This is a genomic window from Micromonospora sp. NPDC048999, assembly GCF_040649295.1.
Lineage (GTDB): Bacteria > Actinomycetota > Actinomycetes > Mycobacteriales > Micromonosporaceae > Micromonospora.
Genome location: NZ_JBEZFI010000001.1, coordinates 409,902 through 425,376, shown reverse-complemented (window position 1 = coordinate 425,376; position 15,475 = coordinate 409,902). Strand labels below are relative to the sequence as shown.

7 protein-coding genes are annotated in these 15,475 nt (G+C 73.7%); 6 read left to right on the top strand and 1 reads right to left on the bottom strand.

Annotated elements, in window-relative coordinates:
* Positions 1-139: 139 nt before the first annotated feature.
* From AB0C02_RS02025 to AB0C02_RS02015, 3 genes are read left to right on the top strand one after another with little or no spacing between them, the layout of a single operon-like run.
* Positions 140-3,280, top strand: coding sequence for an amino acid adenylation domain-containing protein (locus tag AB0C02_RS02025; protein WP_357540133.1), 3,141 nt, complete (start codon positions 140-142; stop codon positions 3,278-3,280).
* Between the two features lie 5 nt (positions 3,281-3,285).
* Positions 3,286-8,964, top strand: coding sequence for an amino acid adenylation domain-containing protein (locus AB0C02_RS02020; RefSeq protein ID WP_357540131.1), 5,679 nt, complete (start codon positions 3,286-3,288; stop codon positions 8,962-8,964).
* Positions 8,961-10,253 carry a phosphotransferase gene (locus tag AB0C02_RS02015; RefSeq protein WP_357540129.1) on the top strand — a complete coding sequence of 431 codons (1,293 nt, stop codon included), beginning with the start codon at positions 8,961-8,963 and terminating at the stop codon, positions 10,251-10,253. Before AB0C02_RS02020 ends, AB0C02_RS02015 begins: the two co-directional genes overlap by 4 nt.
* Before the next feature lie 102 nt (positions 10,254-10,355).
* Here AB0C02_RS02015 and AB0C02_RS02010 read toward each other — a convergent pair whose 3' ends face one another.
* Entirely contained in the window at positions 10,356-12,503 is a 2,148-nt protein-coding gene (locus tag AB0C02_RS02010) for an AAA family ATPase (RefSeq protein WP_357540984.1), read from the bottom strand.
* Positions 12,504-12,684: 181 nt separating this feature from the next.
* Between AB0C02_RS02010 and AB0C02_RS02005 the strand changes: the two genes are divergently transcribed.
* From AB0C02_RS02005 to AB0C02_RS01995, 3 genes are read left to right on the top strand one after another with little or no spacing between them, the layout of a single operon-like run.
* Positions 12,685-13,260 carry a winged helix-turn-helix domain-containing protein gene (locus AB0C02_RS02005; protein ID WP_357540127.1) on the top strand — a complete coding sequence of 192 codons (576 nt, stop codon included), beginning with the start codon at positions 12,685-12,687 and terminating at the stop codon, positions 13,258-13,260.
* 46 nt (positions 13,261-13,306) lie between these two features.
* Entirely contained in the window at positions 13,307-14,581 is a 1,275-nt protein-coding gene (locus AB0C02_RS02000) for an MFS transporter (RefSeq protein ID WP_357540125.1), read from the top strand.
* 33 nt (positions 14,582-14,614) lie between these two features.
* Positions 14,615-15,466: a menaquinone biosynthesis protein gene (locus tag AB0C02_RS01995; protein ID WP_357540123.1), complete on the top strand. Its 852-nt coding sequence runs from the start codon at positions 14,615-14,617 to the stop codon at positions 15,464-15,466.
* The last annotated feature ends 9 nt before the right edge of the window (positions 15,467-15,475 follow it).

The following is a 15,475-nucleotide window of genomic DNA, read 5'->3' as shown; positions in this document are numbered from 1 at the left end:
GTCGCGGTGAAGCGATAGCGGGTGGACGGTCAGTCCTGAATGGATATTCAACGGAGGGTCCGTTGCCTGAAACTTATTAGCATTGGCAGATACCGATGCCGAGTGCATCGGCGATGGGTGTCGTGTGAGGGAGGAAGCGGTGCAGGGATCCGGCGAGTACACCTTTCCGGCATCCTCGGCTCAGGAATGGATCTGGCTGGCCGGTCAGGTCGACACCGAATCCGCCGCCTACAACCTGCGTGCCTACGCCTCGCTCCCGGCGCGGATCGACGCCGACGTCGTACACGCCGCGCTGGCCGAACTCGTCCGGCGGCACGAGCCGTTGCGCACCGCGCTGCGGTCGCACGACGGCACCCTCACCCAGGTCGTGCACGCCGAGGTGCCCGTCGAACTCGCCCACCTGGACGTCGCCGACCTGCCCGAGGCGGAGCGGGTACGCCGGCTGGCCGAGGCCAGAGACGCCGACCTGGGCGAACCGTTCGCGCTCGACCAGGCCCCGCTGTGGCGAGCCCGGCTGATCCGCATGCCCGGGCAGAGCGGACTGCTGTTCGTCGCCCACCACTCGATCTTCGACGGCAACTCGGTGCCGATCCTGGCCGCCGAGATGCGCGAGCTGTGCGAGGCCGCCGTCGAGGGCCGGCCGGCCCGGCTGCCCGAGCTGGAGATCCAGTACGCCGACTACGCCGCCTGGCAGACCGAGCGGCTGCGTACCGGCGCCGGCGACGCGGACCTGGCCTACTGGCGGGATCGGCTGGCCGGGGTGCCGGTCGTACACGGCCTGCCCACCGACCGCCCGCGCACCGCCGAGCCGGGTCGCCCCGGCGCGGAACTTGTCTTCGACCTTCCCGAGGAACTGCATACCGAACTCGGTGCCCTCGGCCGCCGGCACGCGGCGAGCCCCGCCATGGTTCTGCTCGCCGGCTACGCGGCGCTGCTGCACCGACTCTCCGGTGACGCCACGGTGCTGGTCGGCCTGCCGGTGGCCGGTCGGGACCGGCCCGAGCTGGCGCCGCTGATCGGCATGTTCGTCAACACCCTGGTGCTGCGCATCGACACCACCGGCGACCCCGGCTTCGGCGAACTCGTCGAGCGAGTGCGGGACACCATGCTGTCCGCCCTTGAGCATCAGGAGCTGCCGCTGCCCCGGCTGGTCGAGGCGCTGTCACCGCCCCGTACGCCGGGGGTGCAGCCGCTCTACCAGCTCGGCTTCAACTACCTGGGCAAGGTGAAGCTGAGCACCAGCAACGGCAGCGCGCACGAGGAGCTGCTGCTGGAGTTGAACGAGACACAGGGGCGGCTGGAGTACCGCAGCGACCTGTTCGACGCCAGCACCGCCGAGCGCCTGGTGCACCGCTACCTGAGCCTGCTGGGCGCCGCGCTGGCCGCGCCTGATGCCAGCCTGTCGGCGCTGCCCCTGCTGGACGAGGCGGAACGGCTGCTGCTGGCCGGGTGGACCACCGGCGGCCTCGCGGAGTCGCCCGGCGGCACGGTCGTCGACCTGATCCGGGCTCGGGCCGCCGAGCGCCCGGCGGCGGTCGCCCTGCGCGACGGCGTCACCTCGATCACGTACGCGGAGTTGGACCGGCGGACCGCCCGGCTGGCCGCGCGGCTGCGGGCCGCCGGCGTCGGCCCCGAACAGCTCGTCGGCGTCGCCCTGCCCCGCTCCGCCGACGTAGTCGTGGCGATGTTGGCGGTGCTCAGGTCCGGCGCGGCGTACGTCCCGCTGGATCCGGCCTCCCCGGCGCAGCGGCTGGCGTACCTCGTCGACGACGCGGCCGCGTCGGTGGTCGTCACCGCGACCGGCCTGCGGCCGGCCCTGCCGTCGGGGCCGTACACCGTGCTCTGCGTGGACGACCCCGACCCGGATCCGGCCGGGGCGGACGGCCCCGAGCCGGCCGTCCTCGCCCCCGGCGATCTGGCGTACGTCATCCACACCTCCGGCTCGACCGGCCGTCCGAAGGGCGCGATGGTCGAGCACCGGTCCCTCGCCGCGCACGCCGTCTGGTTCGCCCGGCGGCTCGACGTCACCCCGGCCGACCGCCTGCTCGTCCTCACCTCGCCCAGCTTCGACGTCTTCGGTCAGGAGGTCTACCCGGCTCTCGTGGCCGGCGCGACCCTGGTCATCGCCCCGCCGGACGGCGCGTTGGATGCGCCCGCCCTGCTGGACACCGTGCGGCGGGAGGAGGTCACGCTGCTGTCCTGTGTGCCCACCGTGCTCAAGCACCTGGTCGCCGAGCCGGGCCTGGCCGACTGCCGGAGCGTACGCCGGGTCACCTGCATCGGCGAACAGCTCACCGGTGACCTGGCGGCCGAGCTCGCCGCGGTCCTGGCGGTGCCGCTGCACAACCTGTACGGGCCGACCGAGACCACCATCGCGGTCTCCGCCCATTCGGTGCCGGCCGGCGAGCGCGTCGCCGGGCCCGTGCCGATCGGCGTACCGATGCCGGGTTGCTCGTTGCACGTGCTGGACGAGCGCGGCGAGCCCACGCCGGTCGGAGTGCCCGGGCACCTGCACATCGCGGGCGTCCCGGTCGGCCGGGGCTACCTGCGCCGGCCGGCCGAGACCGCGGCGGCCTTCGTCCCGGACCCCTTCGGCCCGCCCGGCTCCCGGCTCTACCGCACCGGCGACCGCTGCCGTTGGCGACCGGACGGCGCGCTGGAGTTCCTCGAACGCCTCGATCGCCAGGTGAAGGTCAACGGCCTGCGGGTGGAGCTCGGCGAGGTCGAGACCGCGCTGCGCGCCCAGCCGGGGGTGCGGGAGGCCGCCGTCGTGGTGCACGCCGATCCGCGCGGGCAACGCCTCATCGGGTACGTCGTCGGCGACGCCGAGCCGGACGCCCTGCGGTCGGCCCTGCGCACGATCCTGCCCGCGGGCCTCGTCCCGGCCGCCGTCATCGGACTGCCCGCGCTGCCGACGCTGCCCAGCGGCAAGCTGGACACCGCCGCGCTGCCCGCCCCCGCCGACGCGGCGCCGTCGACGTCGACGCCGCCGAGCACCGCCGCGGAGGAGATGGTCGCCTCCGTCTGGGCGGAGGTGCTCGGCACCGCGATGGTGGACGTGCACGCCAACTTCTTCGACCTGGGCGGGCAGTCGCTGCTGGCCGGCCAGGTGATGGCCCGGCTGGCCGACGCGCTCGACCTCAAGCTGCCGATCCACGTGCTGTTCGCCCGTCCCACCGTGGCCGGGCTCGCGGTCGAGCTCGAACGGCGGCTCGTCACCCGGCTCGACCAGCTCTCCGACGACGAGGCAGCCGAACTGCTCACCGCCCGCGAGAGGTGACCCAGATGCCCCCAGCACCGGACTCGGCCACCCGGGACGTCCGGCTCTCCGCGACCAAACAGGCACTCCTGGAACGGATGCTGCGCCCCCGCGCGGCCGCCGGCCCCCGCGTCACGACGCGGCCACCGGACCAGCCGCGCGTGCTGTCGTACGCGCAGGAGCGGCTCTGGTTCGTCGAACAGCTCGGCACCGGCGCGACCGCGTACCACGTCTCGGTGGGTGTCTGGCTGGACGGCGACCTCGACCCCGACACGCTGCGGGCGGCGCTCGACGAGGTGACCGCCCGACAGGAGAGCCTGCGGATGAGCTTCCCGCCGGACGCCGACGGGCAGCCGTCCGTCGCCGTCGCCGCGGCGCTCTCCGTACCGTTCCAGCTCGTCGAGGTGACCGCCGCCGACCCGGCCGACGCCCGCCGGCAGGCCCTGGACCTCGCCCGCGCCGAGGCCGCCGCCCCCTTCGACCTGACCGCCGGCCCGCTGGTCCGGGCCCGGCTGATCCGGTACGGCGAGCAGGCCCACCTGCTGTCCCTGGAGACCCATCACATCGTCAGTGACGGATGGTCCATCGACGTGCTGGTCGGCGACCTGCTGACCGCGTATCGGGCCCGGCGGGACGGGACGGAGCCGGCCTGGCCGCCGCTGCCCGTGCAGTACGGCGACTACGCCCACTGGCAGCGCCAGGACGCCGAGAGCGAGCGGGGGCTGGCGTACTGGGTCGAGCACCTCGCCGGCGTGCCCACCCTGGAGCTGCCGACCGACCGCACCCGGCCGCCGACCCAGCGCTTCGACGGTGCCAGCCACCGGTTCGAGATCGACGCGGAGCTGACCACCGCCGTCACCGAGCTGGCCCGCCGGCACGACGCCACGCTCTACATGACCCTGCTCGCCGCCTACGAGGTGCTCCTCGGCCGGTACGCCGGGCAGGACGACTTCGCGGTCGGCTCCCCGGTGGCCGGGCGTGGCCACCCGGAGTTGGAGGGCCTGGTCGGCATGTTCGTCAACATGCTGCCGATGCGGGCGCGGCTGGATGACGCCGAGTCGTTCGCCGGCCTGCTCGCCCGTACCCGGCAGACGGTCCTCGACGGGCTCACCCACGAGCGGGTGCAGTTCGAGCAGATCGTCGCCGAGCTGGGCGTGCCCCGCGACGTCAGCCGCGCGCCGCTGTTCCAGGTCACCTTCGCGCTGCAGAACTACCAGATGCGCGACCACGCCGACGGGGCAGCCGGCGGTGGCCCGGCCGCCCGGTGGGAGGTCCTGGACCTGTCGGCCACCCGCTTCGACCTCGAGCTGCTCGCCATCCAGACGCGTGAGGGGCGGCTGTGGTGCGAGTTCAACTACAACGTCGCGCTGTTCGACGCCGCGACGATCGAGGCGCTGAGCCGTCACCTGAGCCAGCTGCTGCGCGTGGTGACCGCCCGTCCGGACGCCCCGCTTCGCGAGGTCGACCTGCTCGACGACGACGAGCGGGCGCTGATCGTCGGCGAGTGGGCCGGCGGCACGGCGCGGCACCCCGTGGAGCAGACCCTGCACGGGCTGTTCGAGGCGCAGGCCGCCCGCCGACCCGACGCCGTCGCGGTGGTCTGCGGCGCGACCGAGGTCAGCTACGCCGAGCTGAACCGGCGGGCCGACCGGCTCGCCCGTCGGCTGCGCCGCCTCGGGGTCGGTCCGGACACGCTGGTCGCCCTGCACCTGGAGCCCAGCGTGGCGACCGTCGAGGCGATCCTCGGCGTGCTCAAGGCGGGCGGCGCGTACGTGCCGCTGAACCTGGCGTACCCCCGGGAGCGGCTGGAGTTCATCCTCGCCGACACCGGCGCGTCGATCCTGATCACCGAACGGGAGCTGGGCGACCAGCTGCCGAGCCACGCCGGCCAGGTGGTCTGCCTGGACGACGACGAGCCGGACCAGCCCGAGGACGTCACCTCGCAGCGGGCGGCGGTCACCCCCGCCCACCTGGCGTACGTCATCTACACCTCCGGGTCGACCGGCACCCCGAAGGGCGTGCTGATCGAGCACCGGCAGGTGGTGCGCCTGCTCACCACCACCGAGGCGCACTTCGACTTCGACGACACCGACGTCTGGGCGATGGTGCACTCGTACGCGTTCGACTTCTCCGTCTGGGAGATGTGGGGCGCGCTGGCCTACGGGGGCCGGCTCGTCGTCGTCCCCGCCGACGTCGTACGCGACCAGGAGCAGTTGCTCGACGTCCTGGCCGAGCAGCGGGTGACCGTGCTCAACCAGACCCCCGCGGCGTTCCGGGGCCTGCGGGCCACCCTCACCGAGACCGACCGGTCCTTCGCCGACCTCGACGTGCGCACCATCGTCTTCGGCGGCGACGCGCTGCACGTGCGGGAGTTGCGGCACTGGCTGAACCAGTACGGCGACGACCGGCCGGCACTGGTCAACATGTACGGCATCACCGAGACCACGGTGCACGTGACCGCTCAGCGCATCCGCCGCGCCGACGTCCGCCGCAAGGTCTCCTCGCCGATCGGCCGCACCCTGGACGACCTGCGCGGCTACGTCCTGGACCGCAACCTCAACCCGGTACCGGCCGGCGTCCCCGGCGAGCTGTATGTCGCCGGCGCGGGCCTGGCCCGTGGCTACCTCAACCGGGCGGGCCTGACCGCCGAGCGGTTCCTGCCCGAGCCGTTCAGCGGCACCCCCGGCGCCCGGATGTACCGCACCGGAGACCGGGTGCGCTGGCTGGCCGACGGGACCCTGGAATACCTGGGCCGGGTGGACCGGCAGGTCAAGATCCGGGGGTACCGGATCGAGCTCGGTGAGATCGAGACCGCCCTGCAGACCCACCCGGGCGTACGCACGGCAGTGGTGCTGGTCGACGAGGACGCCGGCGGCGACCGGCGGTTGGTCGCCTACGTCGTACCGGCCGACGACGGCGACCGGCCGACCGCCGGCCACCTGCGCGACCACCTGGGGCGCAGCCTCGCCGACTACCTGGTGCCGGCGGTGTTCGTGCTGCTCGACGCGCTGCCGCTGACGCCGAACGGCAAGCTCGACCACCGCGCGCTGCCGAACCCGGACCTGGCCCGGGAGGCCGAGCAGGAGTTCGCCGAGCCGCGTACCCCGTACGAGCGGTTGATCGCCGGGATCTGGGCCGAGCTGCTGAAGCTGGAGCAGGTCGGCATCGACGACGACTTCTTCCTCATCGGCGGGCACTCGCTGCTGGCCACCCAGGCCATCACCCGGATCCGGCGCGGCGTCGAGGCGGCCGGCGGCAGCGGCTCCGTCTCGCTGATGGACCTGTTCCGCTGTCGGACGGTCCGCGAGCTCGCCCGGCAGCTCGACGAGCCGGCCGGCGAGGCTGCCCCGGCCCGGCTGCTGCACGAGCTGACCCGGCCGGTGCCGGCCGACGAGTTGGTGTCGTCGTTCGTCTGCGTGCCGTACGGCGGTGGCAGCGCCGCGATCTACCAGGCGCTGGCCGAGGCGATGCCGGCCGGGCACCGGCTGTACTCGGTGGCCATCCACGGCGAGGAGGCCGGCGGCTCGCAGGACACCACGGAGTTCGCCGAGCTGGTCAACGGCTGCGTCGACGAGATCCTCCGCGACGTGGCGGGCCCGCTGGTCCTGTACGGGCACTGCGGCATCGGCAGCGCCCTCGTGGTCGAGGTGGCCCGCCGGCTGGAGGCTGCCGGCCGGGCGCTCGACGCCGTGTACGTCGGCGGGATCTTCCCGTTCGCCCGGCCCCGGGGGATCCTCAGCAGGCTGTCCCGGCTTGCCGAGATGGAGCCGCTGCTCAGCAACCGGACTTTCATCAACCGCCTCGTCGGCCGGGGCGTCGACATCGAGGAACTCGGCCTCGACGAGGTGAACCGGATCATCCGTAACATGCGGCACGACACGCGCAGCGCGGAGGATTACTACGGCGGGCTGCTGGACCAGCGCATCGCCAAGATCAACGCCCCGGTGATCTCCGTCATCGGTGAGCAGGACCCGGCCACCGACTACTACGAGGAACGCTTCCGCGAGTGGGACTTCCTCTCCGACACCTGCGTGCTCGTGGTGCTGGACGAGGGCGGCCACTACTTCAACCGGTACCGGGCCACCGAGCTGGCCGAGATCGTCACCACCACCCATCGGGCCGTCGCCGAGGACGACGGGGCCGCGCTGACCCTGGCCAGCCGTGGCCCGGACAGCGACTGGTGGCTGCACGGCGTGCACCGAACCGACCGGCCCGACCCCGCCACGGCGGCGCGTCGGGCGGACCCCGCTGAGCCGGCCGATGCCGCCGACCGGGCCGCCGCGCCCGCCCCGGCCCGGCGCCGCCGGCCGGCCGAGCCGAGCATGGGCCGCTTCCTCGCCGCCGCCTCCGGCCAACTGATCTCCCTCATCGGCTCGGCCTTCACCGCCTGGGCCATCCCGATCTGGATCTACCTCAACACCGGCTCGGTCACCCGGCTCGCGGTCTTCGTCACGCTGGGCCTCGTGCCGGGGTTGGTGGTCGCGCCGCTGGCCGGCGCGGTCGTCGACCGCGCCAACCGCAAGCTCGTGCTGCTCGGCGGCGATATCGCGGCCTGGGCCCTCCAGCTCACGCTCGGCGTCCTGCTGTGGACCGACACCCTCCAGTTGTGGCACCTGTACGGCCTGATGGTCGGGCTGTCGGTGGCCACCGCCTTCCAGCGCCTCGCGTACGTCGCGTCCGTGCCGCAGCTCGTGCCGAAGCGATACCTGCGGCACGCCATCGGCGTGGTGGAGATGGTCAACGGCTTCGGCACCCTGTTCGTGCCGCTGGTCGCGGCCGGCATGCTGGCCACGATCGGGCTGGGCGGCATCCTGGCGCTCGACATCGTCAGCTACTGCGTCGCCATCGTGGTCACCGCGGCAATCCGCTGGCCGGCGATGTTGGGCTGGCACCGGCGGGAGACCCTGGTCGCCGAGATCGCCAACGGCTTCCGGTATTCCTGGGGGCATCGGCACCTGCGCGCGATGCTGATCTTCTTCCTGGTGTTGAACCTCTTCCTGGCCCCACCGTTGATCCTGACCAGCCCGCTGGTGCTGTCCTTCGGAACGCTCGGCGACGTGGCCCGGGTGTCGTTCCTGTCCGGGCTGGGCGCCACGGTCGCCGGGCTCGTGGTCGCCATCTGGGGCGGGCCGGCCCGCCGCCCGATGCGCGGCGTGCTGTTGTCCGTCCTGACCATGGCGCTCTCCTGCGTCCTGGTCGGACTGCGCCCGGACCTGGTCACGGTGGCGGCCGGCGCCTGCGGCATCGCGGCGGGGCTCACCCTGACCACCGGCATCTACCGCGCGATCGTGCAGGTGAAGATCCCTCAGCGGTACCACGGCCGGGCCGCCGCTCTGAACCAGATGATCTCGTGGTCCACGCTGCCGCTCGGCTTCGCGGTGTTGGCCCCGGCCGCGACGGCGTTCTTCGAGCCGAAGCTGATGCCCGGTGGGGCGTTCGCCTCGACCGCGGGCCGGCTGGTCGGAGTGGGCCCGGGCCGCGGCATCGCCCTGGTGTACGTGCTGGCCGGGCTCGCCATCGCCGTCCTCGTCCTGGTGGCGTCCCGGATCAACGCGGTGGCCCGGTTCGACACCGAGGCGCCCGACGCCATCCCTGACGATCTCGTCGGCGTGCAGTCGCTGCAGCACCGGCGGGACCCGGCGGCGGACGGGCCGGTGGCCGCGTCCCGGCCGAGGGCGGCGGTCGGCGCCGGGGAACGGTCGTGACGGCCCTGGCCGCGTCGGTCGGGCCGGTCGAGGTCGAGGTCATCGTCGCCACGGCCGACCGGCAGCGGATCCTCGGCCGGCGCGACGGCGACGCCCCCGTCCCGCCCCGGCTGCGGCTGGGCGCCGCCTGGCCACCGCCGAGCAGCCAACTGCCGGGTGCGGTGGCCGCCGCGACCGGGGTGGCGGTGGCGCTGGTCGAGCCGCTGGACGCCACGCTGTTCGTGGCGGAACCGCTGGACGGCGAGCCCACCGGCGGGTACGCCTGGTTCGACGCCGACACGTTCGGCCCCGGCATCGTCCGCGACTGGCTCGACCGGCCCACGGCCGGCACAGGTCCAGCGTGGTACCGGCCCGGCTGGTACGCCCGCGCGGTCGACTGGCTCGACGCCGCGCTGGCCGGGCAGGGCGTGCGGCGGACCGGACCGGCTGCCCAGATCCGGCACTGGACCACGTCTTGCGTGCTGTGCGCCCCGACCACCGTCGGTCGGGTGTTCCTCAAGGCGGGGCTGGCGCACCTGGCGCACGAGCCGGAGCTCATCGGCCACCTCGCGCGCACCTGGCCGGACGCGGTGCCCCGGGTGCTCGCCTCCTCGCCCGAGGACGGCTGGTGGCTGAGCGCGGATTTCGGCGCCCAGCCGCCGGTGCGGGATGCGGCCGGTGCCCTGCGGACGCTGGCCCGCATCCAGGCCGGCACCGTCGGCCGGACGGCGCCGCTGATCGAGTTGGGCTGCCCGACGTTGACGCTGGACGACCTGGCCGGCCGGGTGCCGGCGCTGCTGCGGCAGCCGCGGCTGTGGCAGCCGTCCGGTGAGCCGGACCGGGCCCGGTTGACCCGGGTCGGGATGTGGTTGCAGGACCGCTGCGCCGAACTGGACGACTTCGACCTGCCCGAGAGCCTTGTGCACGGGGATTTTCACCAGCACAACGCCGCCGATGGGCCCGCCGGCCCGCTGCTGTTCGACTGGAGCTTCGCCGCGGTTTCCCACCCGCTGCTCGACCTCGGCGGCTGGCTGCACGCCGTCGCCGAGCCGGACGCCCGCCGCCACGTCGCGGCGTACCTGGAGGGCTGGCGGCACCTCGCGCCGCCCGGCGTGCTCCAGGAGGCGTGGCCGGCGGCCCGGCCGGTCGCCGCGCTGTTCGAGCTGGTCAAGTTCGCCGACCTGGCCGACCGGATGGGGCCGGCGTACGAGTTCGACTACCTGCCGATGGCCTACCTGTGGGCTCGGCGGGTGCAGGACGCGTACGCCGGCCGGGGCACCGACCTGACCGGCTGGCCGGACTCTCGCTGACCGGCCGCCCCCGCCCGCTTGATCAACTCAGTGTGCGGCATGTGGTGGTCTCCGCAGCCGGGGAGACCACCACATGCCGCACATCGACTTGATCAAGCGGATTCAGCCGGCCAGGGGTGCGGGGAGCGGGTCCCGGTGCAGCACCGCGAGGCGGGAGACCGCCCGGGTCAGCACCACGTAGAGGCGGTGCAGACCGCGCGGCTCGGCGGCCACGATCGCGGCCGGCTCGACGACCACGACGTGGTCGTACTCCAGGCCCTTGACCAGGGTCGCCGGGACGACGGTGACCCGCGCCGCAGTCTCGACGTCGTCGGCGGTCGCGGTCTCGACGCCCGCCGCGGCGAGCGCCGCGCGTAGCGGTTCCACCGCGTCGTCGGCGGCGATCACGCCGATCGAGCCGTCGTGCGCGAGCGCCGCGCGCACCTCGGCCACCGTCGCCGCCGTCAGGTCGTCCACGGTACGCACATCCAGCGTCCCGTCGCGGCGCAGCGACTCGGCCGGGGGTACGTCGACCGCGAGCGCGGGCAGCAGCCGGTTCGCGAACGCGACCACCGCCGCAGGCACCCGGAAGCCGACGCTCAACGGCACCACGGCCGCGCCCGGCTTGCCCAGGTGGGCCAGGGACTCCCGCCAGTCGGTGGCCGCCCACGGCGCGGTCCCCTGGGCCAGGTCGCCGAGCAGGGTGATCGAGCCGTGCTCGCTGCGGCGGGCGATGGCCCGGCACTGCATCGGGGAGAGGTCCTGCGCCTCGTCGACCACCACGTGCCCGAAACCGCCGGGCCGCTCGATCAGCCCGGCCGCCTCGTCGATCAACGTGGCGTCCGCAGCGGTCCACTTCGTCGCCTTCGGGGTACGGCCCAGCGCCGTGCCGGCCCGGTTGGGCCGTCGCCCGGTCGCCGCCGCGCTCCCGGTCGCCGCCGCGCTCCCGGTCGCCGCCGCGCTCCCGGCTGCCGGGGCGAGCAGCGCGGCCTGCTCCTCGGCGGTGAACAGGCTGTCGGCCGCCGCGGCGAGGGCGTCGGCGTCGGACCAGAGTCGGTGCAGCAGCCCCTCCGGGGTGAGCGCCGGCCAGACCGCGTCCAGGAAGGCGGTGATCGGCTTGACCTTGCCCATCCGGCGCAGCCAGGCGTCGCTGGGCGACTCCGCTCGGTGGGCCTCGGACTGCCGTTGCAGCAGCCCCACCACCCGGGCCCGGACGCGTTCCCGGCCGGTGGCGTAGGGCAGCCCTTCCTGTCGGGTCTCCTCGACCACGCGGTGCAGGGGGTCGAGGCCGATCCGCCAGCGGAACGAGCCGTCCGACACAATGATCGGCTCGGTGGGCGTACCGATGTGGGCGTCGACGGCGCGGCGCAGCACCTCGGCCATCCGGACGTCGTGCTTCAGTGTGGCGACGGCCGGGTCGTCGACCGCGCGTACCGGCACCCGGGCGACCAGGTCCTCCACCGTGGCCTGTTCGACCTCGACCTCGCCGAGCGCCGGCAGCACCGCGGCGATGTACGACAGGAACGCCCGGTTCGGCCCGACGATCAGCACGCCGGACCGGCGCAGCCGTTCCCGGTGCAGGTAGAGCAGGTACGCCGCGCGGTGCAGCCCGACCGCAGTCTTGCCGGTGCCCGGCGCGCCCTGCACGCAGATCGAGTCGGCCAGGTCGGCCCGGACCAGCTCGTCCTGCTCGGGCTGGATGGTGGCGACGATGTCCCGCATCGGGCCGACGCGGGGGCGCTCGATCTCGGCGGTGAGGATCCGGCTGGCCGTGCCCAGCTCCTCGCCCCGGTCAAGGCGCTCGTCCTCGAAGCTGGTCAGCAGGCCGGCGCTGAACCCGAACCGGCGTCGGACGGCGACGCCCTGCGGGTCGCGCGCGCTGGCCCGGTAGAACGACCGGGAGACCGGGGCCCGCCAGTCCAGCACCAGTGGCTCGCCCAACTCGTCGGTGACGTGTCGCCGCCCGACGTGGTAGTCGCGCCCAGCGTGGTCCGGGTCGTGTTCGCCGAAGTCGAGCCGGCCGAAGAAGAGCGGGGTGGTGGGGTCGTCGGCCAGTTCCTTGACCCGCCGGGCCATGTGCCGGCCCAGTTGCTCGGCGGTGTACGCGTCCCCGGCGACCTTGTCGCCGGTGGCGAAGAGGGCCTCGGCGCGCTCGCGCATCCGGCGCAGCGCCGCGCGGGAGGTGTCCAGGTGGGAGCGTTCGGCGGTGAGCTCGGCGTCCAGGGTCTGAACGGGCGGGTGTGGGGTCTGTTCTTGGGCGTGCAGGGTCATCCACGTACCTCTCGTCACGGGAAAAACGCTGCCGCTCGCGTTTCCGACGTCGGTCGGCGCGGGGACGTCCTGTGCGGTGCTACTCACCACGGCCGTCGGGCGGGACAAAGCAGCTTACTCCGCTCGACGAGCCGGACAACCGAATTTCGCCGAGCCGTCGCGGGGGCGGGATCATGGGGGCATGACCGAGGCGCGCCCCGAGCAGCGCCGGGTGACGATCAGCGACCCGCAGGTGATGCGGGCCCTCGCCCACCCGGCCCGTATGGCGATCATGGAACACCTCAGCACGGTGGAGGGCGGTGCGACAGCCACGGAGTGCGCCGAGATCGCCGGCCTCTCCCCGAGCGCGACCAGCTACCACCTGCGGGAGCTGGCGAAGTTCGGGCTGATCGAGGAGGCCCCGAGCCGGGGTGACGCCCGGGAGCGGGTCTGGTTCAGCCCGTCGTACTACGTCGAGTCGGGTCCGGATGCCGACTCCGAGGCCCGCGCCGCCGAGCTGGCCCTGGTCGACGCGCACCTGGCCCGGGACAGCCAGCGGGTCCGGGACTGGATCCGGCGGGCCCCGGACGAGCCCGGCGAGTGGTACGAGGCTGCCTGGTTCGCCGACAGTGTGCTGCTGCTTACCGCAGAGGAACTGACCGGGCTCAACAACGCGATCCATGAGCTGCTCGGCCCGTACCGGCGGCGGGTGCGGACCAATCCCCCCGAAGGGGCCCGAAGCGTCGCGGTGCAATACCGGTCGTTGCCCCTCGACTGACATTTCGGGGTTGAGCGAACCAGGTGTGAAGGATTATTTTCGAAGTATGTCCTTCGTATCTGGTCCGTCGCGCTGGTCCGACGTCTGGCTGGTCACCGCCGCCCGGGGCACCTCCGCCTGCGGGGACTTCCTCGCCGCGGCCACCCTCACGCTGGCCCTCCAATCCGCCGGGGCGGGCGGCCTCGCCGTGTCCGGGCTGATGCTTGCCGCCACCCTGCCGCTGGTGGTGCTCGCCCCGCTGACCGGCCGCCTCGCCGACCGGGTGGACAGCCGGCTCCTGCTGGTCGGGGCCGGTCTCGCCCAGGCCGCCGTCTGCCTCGCCCTCGCGTACGCCGGGCACCCGGCCGTGGTCATCGCGCTGGTGGCGCTGCTCGCCTCCGGCCTGGCGGTCACCCAACCGGTGCTCTCCGCGCTGGTGCCGATCATGGTCCGGGCCGAGGACCTGCCCCGGGCCGCCGCGCTCAACCAGACCGCCGGGACGCTCGGCGCGCTCGCCGGTCCGGCGCTGGCCGGGGTGCTGGTCGGCGGGTTCGGCACCCGGCTGCCGCTGCTGTTGGACGCCGCCAGCTACCTCGCGCTGGTCGTCGCGGGGCTGCTGATCCGGACCCGCCGGGGCGGTAGCCGCCGACCGGCCGCAACGATGTCCCCCGGTACGGCCGCACCGGACGCCGGCTGGCGGTTGCGGGAGGACCCGCTGCTGGTCGCCATGATCATCACCATCGCCGGGGTGATCGCCGCAGTCGGCGCGATCAACGTGGTCGAGGTCTTCTTCATCCGGGAGACCCTGGGCAGCTCCACCACGATGTACGGGCTGGTCACCGGCTCCTGGACGCTCGGCATCCTGATCGGGGCCTGGCTGTTCGCCCGCCTCGCCCGGCGGCTGACCGACGACGGTCGGATGCTCGGCGGCTACCTGGCCCTGATCGCCGGCTGCTGCCTGATGATCCTGCTCTCCGCCGCGGTGCCCACCGCGCTGCTGCTGGTGCCCGTCTGGCTGCTTGGCGGCGTGAGCAACGGCGGCGCGAACGTCTTCGACAACGTGCTGCTGGCGCGGCGGGTGCCCGAGGCGGCGCGCGGTCGGGCGTACGCGGCACTCAGCGGGTGCGTCCAGGGCGCCTCGATGGTCGGCTTCCTGCTCGGTGGCCTGCTGCTGGCGGTGGCCACCCCGCGCTCCCTGGTCGCCGGCTGCGGGGCCGTCGGGCTGCTGGTGGTCGCGCTGGTCGTGCCGCCGGTCATCCGGGCCATCCGGACCGAGCGGGCGGTCGCCGAGGACCGCCCGGCCGAGGATGCGGAGTTGGCCACTCCGGGTCCCACCCGCTGAACCGGCGCCACCGGGCGGGGATACGGTCAGGTCATGGCTGACCGCATCGCCCGCCCCCGGGTCGGGCACATCCAGTTCCTGAACTGTCTGCCGATCTACTGGGGGCTGATGCGGTCCGGCGCGCTGATCGACGTCGACCTGCACAAGGACTCACCGGACCGGTTGAGCGCCGCGCTGGTCGCCGGTGACCTGGACATCGGGCCGATCTCGCACGTGGAATACCTGCGGCACGCCGACGAGCTGCTGCTCCTGCCGGACCTGGCGGTCGGCAGCGACGGCCCGGTGCTCTCGGTCAACGTGGTCTCCACCCGGCCCCTCGACGAGCTGGACGGGGCTCGGGTCGCGCTCGGCTCGACCTCGCGTACCGGGGTGCTCCTGGCCCAACTGCTGCTCGGTGAGCGGTACGGCGTGCGGCCGGAATACTTCCGCTGCCCGCCCGACCTGACCCAGATGCTGCTGGAGGCCGACGCCGGCGTGCTGATCGGCGACGTGGCGCTGCGGGCGCTCTACGAGGCGCCCCACAAGGGCCTTCAGGTGACCGATCTCGGGCAGGCATGGCGAGAGTGGACCGGCCTGCCGATGGTCTTCGCCGTCTGGGCGGTACGCCGGGACTTCGCCGCCGCTCATCCCGGTCTGGTCAAGGAGGTGCACGAGGCGTTCCTACGCTCGCGTGACCTCTGCCTGGCGGAGCTGGACCAGGTGGCCGAGGCCGGGGCCCGCTGGGAACCGTTCGACGCGGCGACGCTGGCGACCTACTTCCGTACCCTCGACTTCTCGCTGGGCGAGCGGCAGGTGGCCGGGCTGCGCGAGTTCGCCCGGCGGGTCGCCGCGATCGGCGAGGCCCCCGCCCTGCCGACGGACGGGCCACGGTTCTTCGCCGGCTGACCGCGTCGG